Genomic DNA, 12,992 nt, shown 5'->3' with positions numbered 1-12,992 from the left:
CCGACTCGTCCTGACCGGGTAGCAACTGACCGGAATGCGGAGATCCCACCGGATGAATGATCAGGCCAATAGCGTCGACGAACGCTATGTATCGGCGGCACCAGCGACGCTTGAGAGCTGGAATCGCCATGACACCACCTGGATGCTGGGCCTGTTTGGCACGGCCATCGGGGCTGGCACGCTGTTTTTGCCGATCAACGCGGGCCTGGGCGGCTTCTGGCCGTTGCTGGTCCTGGCGGTGCTGGCGTTCCCTATGACGTTTTACGCACACCGTGGCCTGACACGTTTTGTGTTGTCCGGACGCGAAGGCGCGGACATCACTGAAGTCGTGGAAGAGCACTTCGGGATCAAGGCTGGCGCGCTGATCACCTTGCTGTACTTCTTCGCGATCTTCCCGATCCTGTTGATCTACAGTGTGGCCCTGACCAACACCGTGGGCAGTTTCCTCGAGCATCAACTGCACATCATGCCGCCACCGCGCGCCGTGCTGTCGTTGGTGCTGATCCTTGGCCTGTTGGCGGTGGTACGTTGCGGCGAGCAAGCGATCGTCAAGGCCATGAGCCTGATGGTGTATCCGTTCATTGTTGCGCTGCTGTTCCTCGCGGTGTTCCTGATTCCTCACTGGAACGGCGGCATTCTCGCCACCGCGTCGACGCTGCCAGAACCGTCGGCACTGCTGCACACGCTGTGGCTGGCGATTCCGGTGATGGTGTTCTCGTTCAACCATTCGCCGATCATCTCGGCGTTCGCGGTGGACCAGAAGCGTCGTTATGGCGATCACGCCGAAGAACGCAGCTCGCAGATCCTGTCCCGCGCCCACGCCTTGATGGTGGTGATGGTGCTGTTCTTCGTGTTCAGTTGCGTGCTGACCCTGTCGCCAGCGCAATTGGCTGAAGCCAAGGCGCAGAACCTGTCGATCCTGTCGTACCTGGCCAACCACTTCAGCAACCCGACCATCGCCTTCGCGGCACCGTTGATTGCGTTCGTGGCCATTTCCAAGTCATTCCTGGGCCACTACATCGGCGCCAGCGAAGGTCTTAAAGGTCTGATCGTGAAGAGCGGCAAACGCCCGGCACCGAAGACCCTGGATCGCATGACTGCCGCCTTCATGCTGGTGGTCTGCTGGATCGTTGCCACGTTGAACCCGAGCATTCTCGGGATGATCGAAACCCTCGGTGGCCCGATCATCGCCGCGATCCTGTTCCTGATGCCGATGTACGCGATCCGCAAGGTTCCAGCCATGGCGCGTTATCGCGGGCAGGCTTCCAACGTCTTCGTGACGGCGGTGGGCCTGGTGGCGATCTCGGCGTTGATCTATTCGCTGACTGCCTGATTGGGTGAAAAAACGGCCGCACTGTGCATGCCGCACAGTGCGGCCGTTTTTTTGCCTGGCGTAAAGCTCGGCACCTGACCCAGAACACACATCCCGTGGGGATTAGCGACTAAGCTTGCGACTGCATTAGCGCGTCGTAGAGCGTTTGCCGAGGACTTTCCCCGGCCAGTCTATCTTTCTCTGGAGACGCTTCATGGCTCTTGCCCACGGCGCATCGGCGCAACCCCGTGCCGACAGGCCAAACCGCTGGCTGGACGTAATGGCCGGGTTGTCGATTGCCGGCTTGTTGTTGCCCGAGGCGGTCGCCTATTCAAGCATTGCTGCATTGCCGCCACAGGCGGGCGTGATTGCGCTATTTGCCGGCCTGCTGTGCTACGGGTTGTTCGGCACCAGTCGTTTTGCCATCGTTTCTGCTACGTCGTCTTCGGCGGCGGTACTGGCCGCCGCCACAGCCACGTTGGCCAATGGTGACTCGGGCCTGCGCATGACCCTGGCGATCGGTCTGGTGCTGGTGACGGGTGGATTTTTTCTGCTGGCCGGATTGTTCAAACTCGGCAGCGTGACGTCGTTTATTGCCAAACCGGTGCTGAGAGGCTTTGCCTTCGGCCTCGCCGTGACGATCATCCTCAAGCAAGTAGCGAGCATCGTTGATGTGCACTTGAGCAGCGGCAACCTGATCCGTTTCGTGCCGCAACTGCTTGAGCAGTTACCACAGTGGAACCGGGTTGGCGCCCTTGTGGCGGCCGTGTCCTTGCTGGTGTTGTGGCTGTGCGCGCGGGTCAGGCGTTTGCCGGGAGGTTTGCTGGTGGTGGCGCTCGGCATCGCGGCCGGCCAATGGCTGAACTTGCCCGCTTATGGGGTGAAACTGATCGGCGTGATTGATCTGAGCCTGGAAGTGCCGCGCCTTCCCGTGTTGCCGTTTAGCGACTGGTTGCGCCTGGGCGAACTGGCGTTTGCCATGGTGATGATTCTGTATGCCGAGTCTTATGGGTCGATCACCTCGTTTGCGCTCAAGCACGGCGACCGTGTGTCCTCGAACCGCGATCTGCTGGCTCTCGGTGCGGCCAATCTGCTGTCGGGCCTGTTCCATGGCATGCCGGCAGGCGCTGGTTACTCTGCGACGTCGGCCAATGAGGCGGCGGGTGCCGGCTCGCGTCTGGCGGGCGCGGTAGCGGCGGGGGTGGTGTTGCTCATCGTCTTGACGGTGTTGCCTTGGGTTGCCCTGACCCCTGAGCCAGTGCTGGCGGCCATTGTCATTCACGCATTGGCGCGAGGCTTGAGCCTGCAGCCCTTGGGCCGGTATTTCGTCTGGCGTCGCGATCGTCTGCTGGTGATTTGCGCGGTGGCTGCGGTGCTGGTACTAGGGGTACTGGACGGTCTGTTGGTGGCGGTGGTGATCAGTGTGGTCCTGATGTTGAAACAGATGTCATCGGCGGATATTCAGGTGCTGGGGCAGATAGGTAGCGGTCATGATTTTGTCGATCTGCAACGCCATCCCCAGGCCAGCGAGATACCTGGTGTACTGATCGTCAGGCCGAGCGAGGCGCTGTTTTTCGCGAACGTGGAGCGCATTCTCGGCGGTGCATTGCATCTGGCCCGCCACGCGTTAACGCCGGTTCATACGATTATTCTCAGTCTGGAAGAGTCTCCCAACCTGGATGGCACCAGCATTGAAGCGCTGGAAACCTTCTTTTTGCAGGTGCGTGCCGAAGGCAAATTGCTGATTCTGGCGCGGCTCAAGCACGAGGCTCAGGCCGTTCTGTCGAAGTTGCCGGCGCAGGAGCGCGAACAGGTTATTTTCAGTGATTTGAGTGTCGACGGCGCAGTGCAACAAGCACTCAAGTCATCCGCATAACCTGTGGGAGCGAGCAGGCTCGCTCCCACAGGGGTTTGTGCAAACCTTGCAGGCATAAAAAAACGCCGCTCATCTCACGATGGGCGGCGTTTTTTATTGCGTTGCAGCGTTAGGCTTGAACGACCGGGATGTTGGCGTTCGCAGCAGCTTCACGGAACTCGGCGATCTGGTCGAAGGACAGGTAGCGGTAAACATCGGCCGCCATGCTGTCGATCTTGCCAGCGTATTCCATGTACTCCTCGACGGTCGGCAGGCGACCCAGGATGGAAGCAACAGACGCCAGCTCGGCCGAAGCCAGGTAGACGTTAGCGCCGTCACCCAGACGGTTCGGGAAGTTACGGGTCGACGTCGACACAACAGTCGAGTTCGGCTCTACACGTGCCTGGTTACCCATGCACAGCGAGCAACCCGGCATTTCCATGCGAGCGCCGGCCTTGCCGTAGATGCCGTAGTAGCCTTCTTCGGTCAGCTGGTGAGCGTCCATTTTGGTCGGCGGCGACAGCCACAGACGGGTTGGAAGCTGACCTTTGACCTGTTCCAGCAACTTGCCGGCAGCGCGGAAGTGACCGATGTTGGTCATGCACGAACCGATGAACACTTCGTCGATCTTCTCGCCAGCAACGCTGGACAGCAGACGGGCGTCGTCCGGATCGTTTGGCGCGCAGAGCACAGGCTCTTTGATGTCGGCCAGGTCGATTTCGATGATTTCAGCGTATTCGGCGTCAGCATCGGCAACCATCAACTCAGGGTTGGCGATCCAGGCTTCCATCGCTTGAGCACGACGTTCCAGAGTACGTGCATCGCCGTAGCCTTCGCCGATCATCCAGCGCAGCAGGGTGACGTTGGAGCTCAGGTACTCGGTGATCGACTCTTTCGACAGCTTGATGGTGCAACCGGCAGCCGAACGTTCGGCCGAGGCGTCGGACAGCTCGAAAGCTTGCTCGATGCTCAGGTTGTCCAGGCCTTCGATTTCCAGGATGCGGCCGGAGAAGGCGTTTTTCTTGCCTTTCTTCTCGACGGTCAGCAGGCCAGCCTGAATCGCGAAGTAAGGAATGGCGTGAACCAGGTCACGCAGGGTGACGCCCGGTTGCATTTTGCCTTTGAAGCGCACCAGGATCGATTCCGGCATGTCCAGCGGCATAACGCCAGTGGCTGCGGCAAACGCTACCAGACCGGAACCGGCCGGGAACGAAATACCCATCGGGAAACGGGTGTGCGAGTCACCACCGGTACCGACGGTGTCCGGCAGCAGCATACGGTTCAGCCAGCTGTGGATGATGCCGTCGCCCGGACGCAGGGAAACGCCGCCGCGGGTCATGATGAAGTCTGGCAGGGTGTGGTGGGTGGTCACGTCGATCGGCTTAGGGTAAGCCGCGGTGTGGCAGAAGGACTGCATCACCAGATCGGTCGAGAAGCCCAGGCACGCCAGGTCTTTCAGTTCGTCACGGGTCATAGGACCGGTGGTGTCCTGAGAGCCGACGGTGGTCATTTTCGGTTCGCAGTAAGTACCTGGACGAACGCCTTTGCCTTCTGGCAGGCCGCAAGCCTTGCCGACCATTTTCTGTGCCAGGGTGAAGCCCTTGCCGGTGTCGACAGGTGCTTCAGGCAGTTTGAACAGGTCGGTAGGGCCCAGGCCCAATTCGGCACGAGCCTTGTCGGTCAGGCCGCGGCCGATGATCAGCGGGATACGGCCGCCAGCACGAACTTCGTCCAACAGCACCGGGGTCTTCATTTCGAAGGTGGTCAGGACTTCGTCAGTGCCGTGTTTGCAGACTTTGCCAGCATGCGGGTACAGGTCGATCACGTCGCCCATGTGCATGTTGGTCACGTCGAATTCGATTGGCAGTGCGCCAGCATCTTCCATGGTGTTGTAGAAGATCGGAGCGATTTTGCTGCCGAAGCAGAAACCGCCGGCACGCTTGTTCGGCACGTAAGGAACGTCGTCGCCGAAGAACCACAGCACCGAGTTGGTGGCGGATTTACGCGAGGAACCGGTACCCACCACGTCGCCGACGTAGGCGATCGGGAAGCCGGCGTTGCGCATTTCTTCGATCTGCTTCATCGGACCGGTGACGCCCTGGGCGTCAGGCACGATGCCTTCACGGGCCATTTTCAGCATGGCGAGGGCGTGCAGCGGGATGTCCGGGCGGGACCAGGCATCAGGAGCAGGGGACAGGTCGTCGGTGTTGGTTTCGCCAGTGACCTTGAACACGCGCAGGCTGATCTTGTCGGCCAGGACAGGGCGGTTCTTGAACCACTCGCCGTCAGCCCAGGATTGCAGCACGCCTTTAGCGTGAACGTTGCCGTTCTTGGCTTTTTCAGCGACGTCGTGGAAAGCGTCGAACATCAGCAGGGTGTGCTTGAGTTCTTTGGCAGCGACTGGCGCCAGTTCGGCGTCGTCCAGCAGATTGACCAGCGTCACGATGTTGTAGCCGCCCTGCATGGTGCCGAGCAGTTCAACAGCGCGTTTCTTGTCGATCAGAGGGGATTTTGCTTCGCCTTTGGCGAGGGCAGACAGGAAGCCGGCCTTTACATAGGCTGCTTCGTCCACACCTGGTGGAATGCGATTGGTGATCAGGTCAACGAGGAAAGCTTCTTCGCCAGCCGGGGGATTCTTCAGCAGCTCGACCAGGCCTGCAGTTTGTTCGGCGTTTAACGGCTGGGGAACGATACCCAGTGCTGCACGCTCTTCGATATGTTTGCGGTAGGCTTCAAGCACAGTTATTACCCTCATCAGTGGTCCCATCTGGGTGTCCGGGACGCTCATCCCGAAATTGCCGTACTCATGCGCTGCGTGGCGTTGTGGGCCACTTAGCCAGAATTACCGACAATTCCTTACAGAAGCTGCTTTCAAAGTTTTACGCCTGCAGAACGGGGAGCTGATGAGGGTTGGCGTTGGGCTTTTCCCCGCTGGAAAAACCCTTCGCCAACACCGCTCTGAAGGAACGACTGTGCTCGTGACGCTTTGAAAACAGCTTCTAACGGACATTGGCGCCTTAAAAGGCTGGCTGATTCTACGGCAAAAAAAATGGAAAGGTAAGTTAGGCTCTGAACTTTGAGGGGTGATGAATGTTAGACAAAGGGCTAACATGCCGACCTGTTCTGCTTTCCCGTGCTTTCCCAACCTATGCCCAATCAGACCATCAAGACCCCCTGCGTCGGCCTCTGCTCCACTGTTTACGGTGATTTGGTGTGCCGTGGCTGCAAGCGTTTTCACCATGAAGTGATCAACTGGAATGGTTACAACGAGGAGGAAAAACGCGCGGTGTGGCTGCGTCTTGAGCTGCTGCTGTCCCAAGTGATGGCCAGCAAGCTGGAGGTTTTCGATCCCCAGCGCCTGCGTCTGCAACTGGAACAGCGCAAAATCCGCTTTGTGCCGCATCAGTCGGAGTATTGCTGGGCGTATCAGTTGATTGCGCGGGGCGCGCGGGTCATCAACAACCTGGAAGCCTACGGGATGGTGCTGATGCCGGAGTTTCGCGACTGGAACCTGCCGGAACTGCGGGATGCCATTGATCGGGAGTTCTTTTTGCTCTCCGAGGCGCATTACCAGCGCTACATTGCCCCGGGCTTTCTCCGGGATGCCTTCGGCGGCTAAACCTGACCTGTGGCGAGGGAGCTTGCTCCCGCTCGACTGCGCAGCAGTCGCAAATCGGCCAACGAATGTTGTCTGAAACGCCGTGCCGGCAGATTTGGGGTCGCTTCGCAATCCAACGGGAGCAAGCTCCCTCGCCACAAGTGCTTGGTAAGCCTCAATGCTGAGTCACGATCTCCTCCAGATGATCCATGATCGCATCCGGCTTCAGCACCAGCACATCGCTCTCCACCGCATCCAGCACCACCTCCGCCGTATTCCCGATCAACGCCCCTGACAACCCGGACCGCGCCACGGTACCGATGACCGTCACCGCCGCTTGCAGCTTGTGGACCATGAACGGAATCAACACATCCGCCGGACCTTCCTCGATATGCAGGTGCTCGTCATCAATGTCGAACTCGGCCTGAAACGCCTTGCACTGTTCGCGATAGCGCGCCTCGATGGTTTCGCTGAGCTGCAACGTCGGGTCGGCCGCCGACAGCATCGGCGACGGATGGGCACTGACCACGTGCAAATGGGCCTTGGCCAGGCTGGCGATGTCGTAACCGTGATCGACAATACAAGCGTGCAAGGTGCGGTGTTCACCATCGGTACTGCCGACATCGATCGCCGCCAGAATGACCCCGCCAGTCCAGGGTTTCGACGTTTTGACCAGCAGCACCGGCGTCGGGCAGTAACGCAGCAGTTTCCAGTCCGCCGGGGTCAGCAGGGCTTTTTTCAGCGGACTGTCGGGGTAATGCTGCTTGATCACCAGTCCGCAGCCTTCAGCCTGCTGCACATCGACGATGGTTTCGTGCAGGCTTTCGTTCCACGCCTGCTCGGTGGTGACGCTGTAGCCGTCCTCGATCAGCGCGGCCTTGAGCACGCCCAACATGCCGCTGTGGTCATGCTTGCGGTCGCAGACCAGCAGATGCAGATGAGCCTGGGTCACGCCAGCAATCAGCTTGGCCCGTTTGAGCGCCAGGCTTTCCGAGTGTTCAGGTTCGAGGACCACCAGAATGCTGCGAATGGCTTGCATGATCGGGATCTCCATGAAGTAAAAAATACTGCGTTGGACAACTATAGTTGCTGGTTGGCCTTTCGGGACTTGATGTATATCAACGGTCGCGACTGGTGGTCTGCCGGCAGGCCGGTATAATCGGCGCCCTTCGATTTTGAACCTCTTATCCGTGAGCCCCATGATCCTTCCCGAAATTCACGAGTTCCTCGGCTGCCGCACCCCCGATGGCTGGGTTCAAGCCGCGCTGGCCGATCAGGAAACCCTGCTGATCGATCACAAAAACTGTGAATTCAAGGCCGCCAGTACCGCGTTGAGCCTGATCGCCAAGTATCACTCCCACGTCGATCTGATCAACCTGATGTCGCGTCTGGCCCGGGAAGAGCTGGTGCACCACGAACAGGTCATGCGCCTGATGAAAAAGCGCAAGATCGGGCTGCGTCAGCTGTCCGCCGGGCGCTACGCCTCGGGCCTGCGCAAAGTGGTGCGCAGCCACGAGCCGGTCAAACTGGTGGACACCCTGGTGGTCGGCGCCTTTATCGAAGCCCGTAGCTGCGAGCGTTTCGAAGCGCTGGTGCCGCATCTGGACGAAGAGCTGGGCAAGTTCTACTTCGGCCTGCTGAAGAGCGAGGCCCGGCATTTCCAGGGTTACTTGAAACTGGCCTACCAGTACGGTGACGCCAAGGATATCGCCCAGGTGATCGACAAGGTCCGCGCTGCCGAGCAGGAGCTGATCGAATCACCGGACGTGGAGTTTCGTTTCCACAGCGGTGTGCCAGCAGCGGCCTGACGCTTTCGACCGAAAGTGTAAAAAACTCTTAAAAGAATGAAACATCTCCGAAAACCGGCCCCCGAGGCCGGTTTTTGCTGCCTGCGATAACCGTCCGGTCACCGATTGGCGCCATAATGCCGGCCACTTCACGCAAGGGCTGGCAGACGGTCGTTATGGATAACCTGGGTTTTGGCAAAGTACTGCTGGTGGAAGACGACGAAAAGCTCGCCGGGCTGATCGCGCATTTCCTGTCGCAACATGGCTTCGAGGTCCGGCAGGTGCACCGCGGCGACCTGGCATTGGCCGCGTTCCTCGAATTCAAACCGAAAGTCGTCGTGCTCGACCTGATGCTGCCGGGCCAGAGCGGCCTGCACGTGTGCCGCGAGATCCGCAGCGTGTCCGACACACCGATCGTCATTCTTACCGCCAAGGAAGACGACCTTGATCACATCCTCGGGCTGGAGTCCGGCGCCGATGACTACGTGATCAAACCGATCAAACCGCCGGTTCTGCTGGCCCGGTTGCGTGCCTTGCAACGTCGCCAAACGCCGGACAGCGGCGTGTGCAGCGCTCTGGAATTCGGCCATCTGAGCATCGACCGCAGCTGCCGGGAAGTACGGCTGGCGGGTGAGGGCATCGAACTCACCACCATGGAGTTCGAACTGCTGTGGTTGCTGGCGAGCGCCGCCGGCAAGACTCTGTCCCGCGACGACATCCTCAACCGCATGCGCGGTATCGCGTTCGACGGTCTTAACCGCAGCGTTGACGTCTACATCAGCAAACTGCGGGGCAAGCTCAAGGACAACCCTCGAGAACCGATGTGCATCAAGACCGTCTGGGGCAAGGGTTACCTGTTCAATCCGTTTGCGTGGGAGTTGTAAATGCTGCGGTTATTCCTGGGGTTGTTTCTGGTGATGACGATTGGCCTGGTACTGGGGCTGCAAACGGTCGAGCGCACGTTCGATGCGCTGCTCGACGGTCAAATGCAGAGTTACAACCGCGAGGCGGTGCGTGGCCAGGCCTGGTCGCTGGCCGAGCAGTTGCGCGAGCTTGACGCTTCGGATAGGGAGCAACAACTGGCGGCGGTGCGCCCCCACTATGGCTTGGGTCTGACCTTGGTCCAGAGCGGTCAACTGTCTCTGACCGATCTGGAGAAAGCCGAGCTGGCCCGGGGGCTGCTGGTGATTCGCGACAAGTACACGCAATTTATCTCGCGCATTGACGACGGTTCGCAGTTGCTCAGCATCAAGCTACCGGCTGAGCCCAGTTTGATGCCGTTCTACATTGCCGCGGCCTATCTGATGATCGCCGTGATGATCGGGTTCGTGTTGTTGTTCTGGGTCCGCCCGCATTGGCGCGATCTGGAGAAACTGCGCCTGGCGGCAGAGCGTTTTGGTGATAACGACCTGTCTTCACGGATCCAGCTGTCCAAGCGCTCGAACATTCGCGACCTGTCCGAACACTTCAACCTGATGGCGGCGCGCATCGAAGGCCTGATCGCCAATCAGCGCGAGCTGACCAACGCTGTGTCCCATGAATTGCGCACGCCGATTGCCCGGCTGTCGTTCGAGCTCGATCAGCTCAAGCAGCAACCCGATCCGACCCAGAACCGTGAACTGATTGCCGACATGTACGCCGACCTCGGCGAGCTGGAAGAGATGGTGTCCGAACTGCTCACCTATGCCAGCCTCGAGCGCGGCGCCACAGTGATCACTCGGGAAAACATTCAGGCCAGCAGTTGGCTCGACAGCGTGGTCGGCAGCGTCGCGCTGGAAGCTGAAGCCGCCGGCGTGCAATTGCTGATTGTCGAGTGTCAGGTCGATGAGGTCCGCATCGAGCCACGTTTCATGGCCCGTGCGGTGATCAACCTGCTGCGCAATGCCATCCGTTATGCCGATGAGCGGGTGGAAGTGTCGTTGGTGCGCACCGGTGATCACTACGAAGTGCGGGTCAACGACGACGGGCCCGGTGTGCCGATGGACGGGCGGAAGAAAATCTTCGAACCGTTCTCGCGCCTGGACGCCAGCCGCGACCGCCGCACTGGCGGCTTCGGCCTCGGTCTGGCATTGGTCAGGCGAGTCTCACAATCCCATGGCGGGCAAGTGGAAGTGGCGGACTCGCCGTGGGGCGGGGCGTCGTTTCGCATGACCTGGGCGCACCTCGACTGACCGCACATGATCGTTCTCGCGCTCTGCGTGGGAACGATCCTAAAACGAGTACACCTCGTCCTCGTCAAACTCCCAGTCCAGACCCTTTTCAGTGTCGGAAACTGTCAAAGACTGTGAACCGGCTTAGCGGCTCAAACCCAGGCGCTCATGCCACTCGGCGATGGATTCTTCGGGATAGACGTCGAACTGCTGATCCCCAGGATGCGCCTCGACTTCCACCCACGGCGCCTTGGAACCGAGCATCAAGTGCGTGTGCTCCGGTGGCACCGGCAGCGGGGTGTCGATGGCAGAGGCAAACGGGTGAATCAGCTCCGGCCATTCCGGGCTGAACAGCCACAAGCCTGAACCACACAGAGAACAGAAATGCCGCTCGGCGGTGCTGCTGTGGGCGCGTTTATCGCCTTCGCCCTTGAGTCGTGCGTGATAAATCGCGATGTGCTTGCGACCGCGCACCTTCAGGCTGCCGGCATCGCCGCCCAGATTGATCGCATAACCGCCACCGCCCTGGGTCTTGCGGCAGATTGAGCAATAGCAGCGCTGATAGGGGTAGGGGTGGGCGCTGTCCAAATTGAACGACACTGCGCCGCAATGGCAGGAGCCTTCGAGCTGCATGGGAACCTCCGACAGGTCTGGAACTTACCCAAGACAGCCTAGACCTTCAGCGACCCTCGACCGGTACGAGAATCGCATCGCCGGTCGCCACCAGTTTCAGTTGATCGCCGGTTTGCGCGAACAACTCGGCGCGTGCGAAAACCTGCTTCTTGCCAGCCTTCACCACCTGACCCCGAGCGATGAACACTTCGCCGATGGCAGGTGCCAGGCAGTTCACTGAAAAATGTGAAGCCAATACGTTGCCGGCGACCGTTCCGGCTGCGAATCCGCAGGCTGTGTCGAGCAGTGCGCCGATCAGTCCGGCGTGCAGAAAACCTGCGTACTGCGCCATATCGCTCTCGCGAAAAGCCATCGTGAGCTCGGCTTCGCCGCTCTCGGCGCGAGTGACTTCAAAACCGGCCCAGCGGTTAAAGGCTGAGGTTGAGTTGATCTGTTTGAGTGCGTTGAGCATGGCGAATCCCTCCGATTGAGGCACCAACATGCGCCGGGTTTGGGGGGAAGTCATGGTGGATAAGGGAAGGTGATGGGCCGTTGGATTTGTGGTGAATGTGCCGCCGCCATCGCGAGCAAGCTCGCTCCCACAGGGTTCTTCTGTGAATACAGGTTTTGTATACGACAACAATCCCTGTGGGAGCCGAGCTTGCTCGCGATGAACGATAACGCGGTCCCACTGGACGCCCACTGTCCGCCGGGTCAGCATGGCGCCTCGAAATCGGGACCTTGATCATGCGACGACTGCCTTCTTTAGCAGCACTCAGAACCTTCGAATGCGCCGCCCGTCACGCCCATTTCGGCCGGGCGGCGTCGGAGTTGTGCGTCACCGACAGCGCGGTCAGCCATCAGATTCGCCAGCTCGAGGAGCAATTGGGCGTGACGCTGTTCATCCGTGAAGGCCGGCAGATTCGCCCGACGATGGCTGCCGGGCGCCTGATGCAAAGCTTGCAGCAGGCTTTCGAACTGATCGGCGATGCCTGCGATGAGTTGCGTGACCCGTCATCGCTGGCGGTGTTGCGCCTGGCGGTGACTGCCGAGCTGGCGCAAAAATGGTTGATGAGTCGCCTGACGGATTTTTACGCGCGCTATCCGCACATCACCTTGCACCTCTACGAACAACCGATCGACGCCACGGCGCCGGGCGAAGACATCGACCTGGCAATCACGTACGGCACCGGCCCAGTGGACAGCAGCGCCTACTTCGTCCGGCCCTTGCCGGCGTTGCAGTTCTTCCCGGTGTGCAGCCCCGGACTGTTCAACCAGGGCACCTTGAAAACCCCGAAGGATCTGGCGCGCCACTGTCTGCTGCACGACGATCAGGACGGCAAGACCTGGACCGCCTGGCTCACCAGCCATGCCGGCGATCAGCGCCCCGAACGGCAGCTGTATTTCGCTCACGCCGGTTTGGCGCTGGAAGCGGCGGCTCAAGGCCAGGGTGTGGCCATGGGCGATAACTTGACCGCGCAGGAGGATTTGCTCAGCGGTCGTCTGGTCCGGCCGTTCACTTCAAGCATGACGGCACTCGGCCAATATGCGCTGGTGTGTGAGCGAGTGCGGCTGGAGCGCCCGGCCGTGGCGCAGATGCTGGAATGGTTCAACGATCAGCTGATCGATTGATGAGTTGAATTCAAGTATTCCGAAATATTCATCGTTGGTGGGGAGG

At 59.9% G+C, this 12,992-nt stretch carries 11 protein-coding genes; 7 read left to right on the top strand and 4 right to left on the bottom strand.

Annotated elements, in window-relative coordinates; all coding sequences use genetic code 11:
- Positions 1–52 precede the first annotated feature (52 nt).
- Together QF010_RS20975 and QF010_RS20970 are read left to right on the top strand one after the other, a co-directional pair.
- On the top strand, positions 53–1,333 hold the full coding sequence (locus QF010_RS20975; RefSeq protein WP_033054568.1) for a serine/threonine transporter: 1,281 nt from the start codon (positions 53–55) through the stop codon (positions 1,331–1,333).
- A gap of 193 nt (positions 1,334–1,526) precedes the next feature.
- Positions 1,527–3,188, top strand: coding sequence for a SulP family inorganic anion transporter (locus tag QF010_RS20970; RefSeq protein ID WP_429533854.1), 1,662 nt, complete (start codon positions 1,527–1,529; stop codon positions 3,186–3,188).
- A gap of 109 nt (positions 3,189–3,297) precedes the next feature.
- Here QF010_RS20970 and acnB read toward each other — a convergent pair whose 3' ends face one another.
- Entirely contained in the window at positions 3,298–5,907 is a 2,610-nt protein-coding gene (acnB, locus tag QF010_RS20965) for a bifunctional aconitate hydratase 2/2-methylisocitrate dehydratase (protein ID WP_429513063.1), read from the bottom strand.
- A 408-nt stretch (positions 5,908–6,315) separates the two neighbouring features.
- Between acnB and QF010_RS20960 the strand changes: the two genes are divergently transcribed.
- Positions 6,316–6,786: a DUF1289 domain-containing protein gene (locus QF010_RS20960; protein WP_033054572.1), complete on the top strand. Its 471-nt coding sequence runs from the start codon at positions 6,316–6,318 to the stop codon at positions 6,784–6,786.
- A gap of 154 nt (positions 6,787–6,940) precedes the next feature.
- Here QF010_RS20960 and QF010_RS20955 read toward each other — a convergent pair whose 3' ends face one another.
- Complete coding sequence (locus QF010_RS20955; protein ID WP_429533853.1) at positions 6,941–7,804, bottom strand: universal stress protein; 864 nt, start codon at positions 7,802–7,804, stop codon at positions 6,941–6,943.
- Between the two features lie 160 nt (positions 7,805–7,964).
- On the opposite strand from QF010_RS20955, the gene QF010_RS20950 reads away from it, so the two are divergent.
- From QF010_RS20950 to QF010_RS20940, 3 genes are all read left to right on the top strand, one after another.
- Positions 7,965–8,573, top strand: coding sequence for a MiaE family protein (locus tag QF010_RS20950; protein WP_123364372.1), 609 nt, complete (start codon positions 7,965–7,967; stop codon positions 8,571–8,573).
- 155 nt (positions 8,574–8,728) lie between these two features.
- On the top strand, positions 8,729–9,436 hold the full coding sequence (locus QF010_RS20945; protein WP_429533919.1) for a response regulator: 708 nt from the start codon (positions 8,729–8,731) through the stop codon (positions 9,434–9,436).
- The gene (locus QF010_RS20940; RefSeq protein ID WP_429533852.1) at positions 9,437–10,723 is read left to right on the top strand and encodes an ATP-binding protein; all 1,287 of its coding nucleotides are present in this window, start codon (positions 9,437–9,439) and stop codon (positions 10,721–10,723) included. It begins immediately after the preceding gene.
- A gap of 123 nt (positions 10,724–10,846) precedes the next feature.
- Here QF010_RS20940 and QF010_RS20935 read toward each other — a convergent pair whose 3' ends face one another.
- Entirely contained in the window at positions 10,847–11,335 is a 489-nt protein-coding gene (locus QF010_RS20935; RefSeq protein WP_429510155.1) for a GFA family protein, read from the bottom strand.
- A 46-nt stretch (positions 11,336–11,381) separates the two neighbouring features.
- Positions 11,382–11,786 carry a PaaI family thioesterase gene (locus QF010_RS20930; RefSeq protein ID WP_033054578.1) on the bottom strand — a complete coding sequence of 135 codons (405 nt, stop codon included), beginning with the start codon at positions 11,784–11,786 and terminating at the stop codon, positions 11,382–11,384.
- 275 nt (positions 11,787–12,061) lie between these two features.
- On the opposite strand from QF010_RS20930, the gene QF010_RS20925 reads away from it, so the two are divergent.
- A complete protein-coding gene (locus QF010_RS20925; RefSeq protein ID WP_429510154.1) occupies positions 12,062–12,946 on the top strand; it encodes a LysR substrate-binding domain-containing protein in 885 nt (294 codons plus the stop codon).
- Positions 12,947–12,992 lie beyond the last annotated feature (46 nt).

The organism is Pseudomonas silensiensis, assembly GCF_050434865.1.
Taxonomy (GTDB): Bacteria; Pseudomonadota; Gammaproteobacteria; order Pseudomonadales; family Pseudomonadaceae; genus Aquipseudomonas; species Aquipseudomonas fluorescens_W.
This window is presented reverse-complemented; position numbering and strand designations above follow the sequence as displayed.

What these genes read in the sequence shown, in the direction of transcription:
- QF010_RS20975 (WP_033054568.1), top strand. Translation starts at nt 53, where the DNA reads ATGAATGATCAGGCCAATAGCGTCGACGAACGCTATGTATCGGCGGCA.
- QF010_RS20970 (WP_429533854.1), top strand. Translation starts at nt 1,527, where the DNA reads ATGGCTCTTGCCCACGGCGCATCGGCGCAACCCCGTGCCGACAGGCCA.
- QF010_RS20960 (WP_033054572.1), top strand. Translation starts at nt 6,316, where the DNA reads ATGCCCAATCAGACCATCAAGACCCCCTGCGTCGGCCTCTGCTCCACT.
- QF010_RS20955 (WP_429533853.1), bottom strand. Translation starts at nt 7,804, where the DNA reads ATGCAAGCCATTCGCAGCATTCTGGTGGTCCTCGAACCTGAACACTCG.
- QF010_RS20950 (WP_123364372.1), top strand. Translation starts at nt 7,965, where the DNA reads ATGATCCTTCCCGAAATTCACGAGTTCCTCGGCTGCCGCACCCCCGAT.
- QF010_RS20945 (WP_429533919.1), top strand. Translation starts at nt 8,729, where the DNA reads ATGGATAACCTGGGTTTTGGCAAAGTACTGCTGGTGGAAGACGACGAA.
- QF010_RS20940 (WP_429533852.1), top strand. Translation starts at nt 9,437, where the DNA reads ATGCTGCGGTTATTCCTGGGGTTGTTTCTGGTGATGACGATTGGCCTG.
- QF010_RS20935 (WP_429510155.1), bottom strand. Translation starts at nt 11,335, where the DNA reads ATGCAGCTCGAAGGCTCCTGCCATTGCGGCGCAGTGTCGTTCAATTTG.
- QF010_RS20930 (WP_033054578.1), bottom strand. Translation starts at nt 11,786, where the DNA reads ATGCTCAACGCACTCAAACAGATCAACTCAACCTCAGCCTTTAACCGC.
- QF010_RS20925 (WP_429510154.1), top strand. Translation starts at nt 12,062, where the DNA reads ATGCGACGACTGCCTTCTTTAGCAGCACTCAGAACCTTCGAATGCGCC.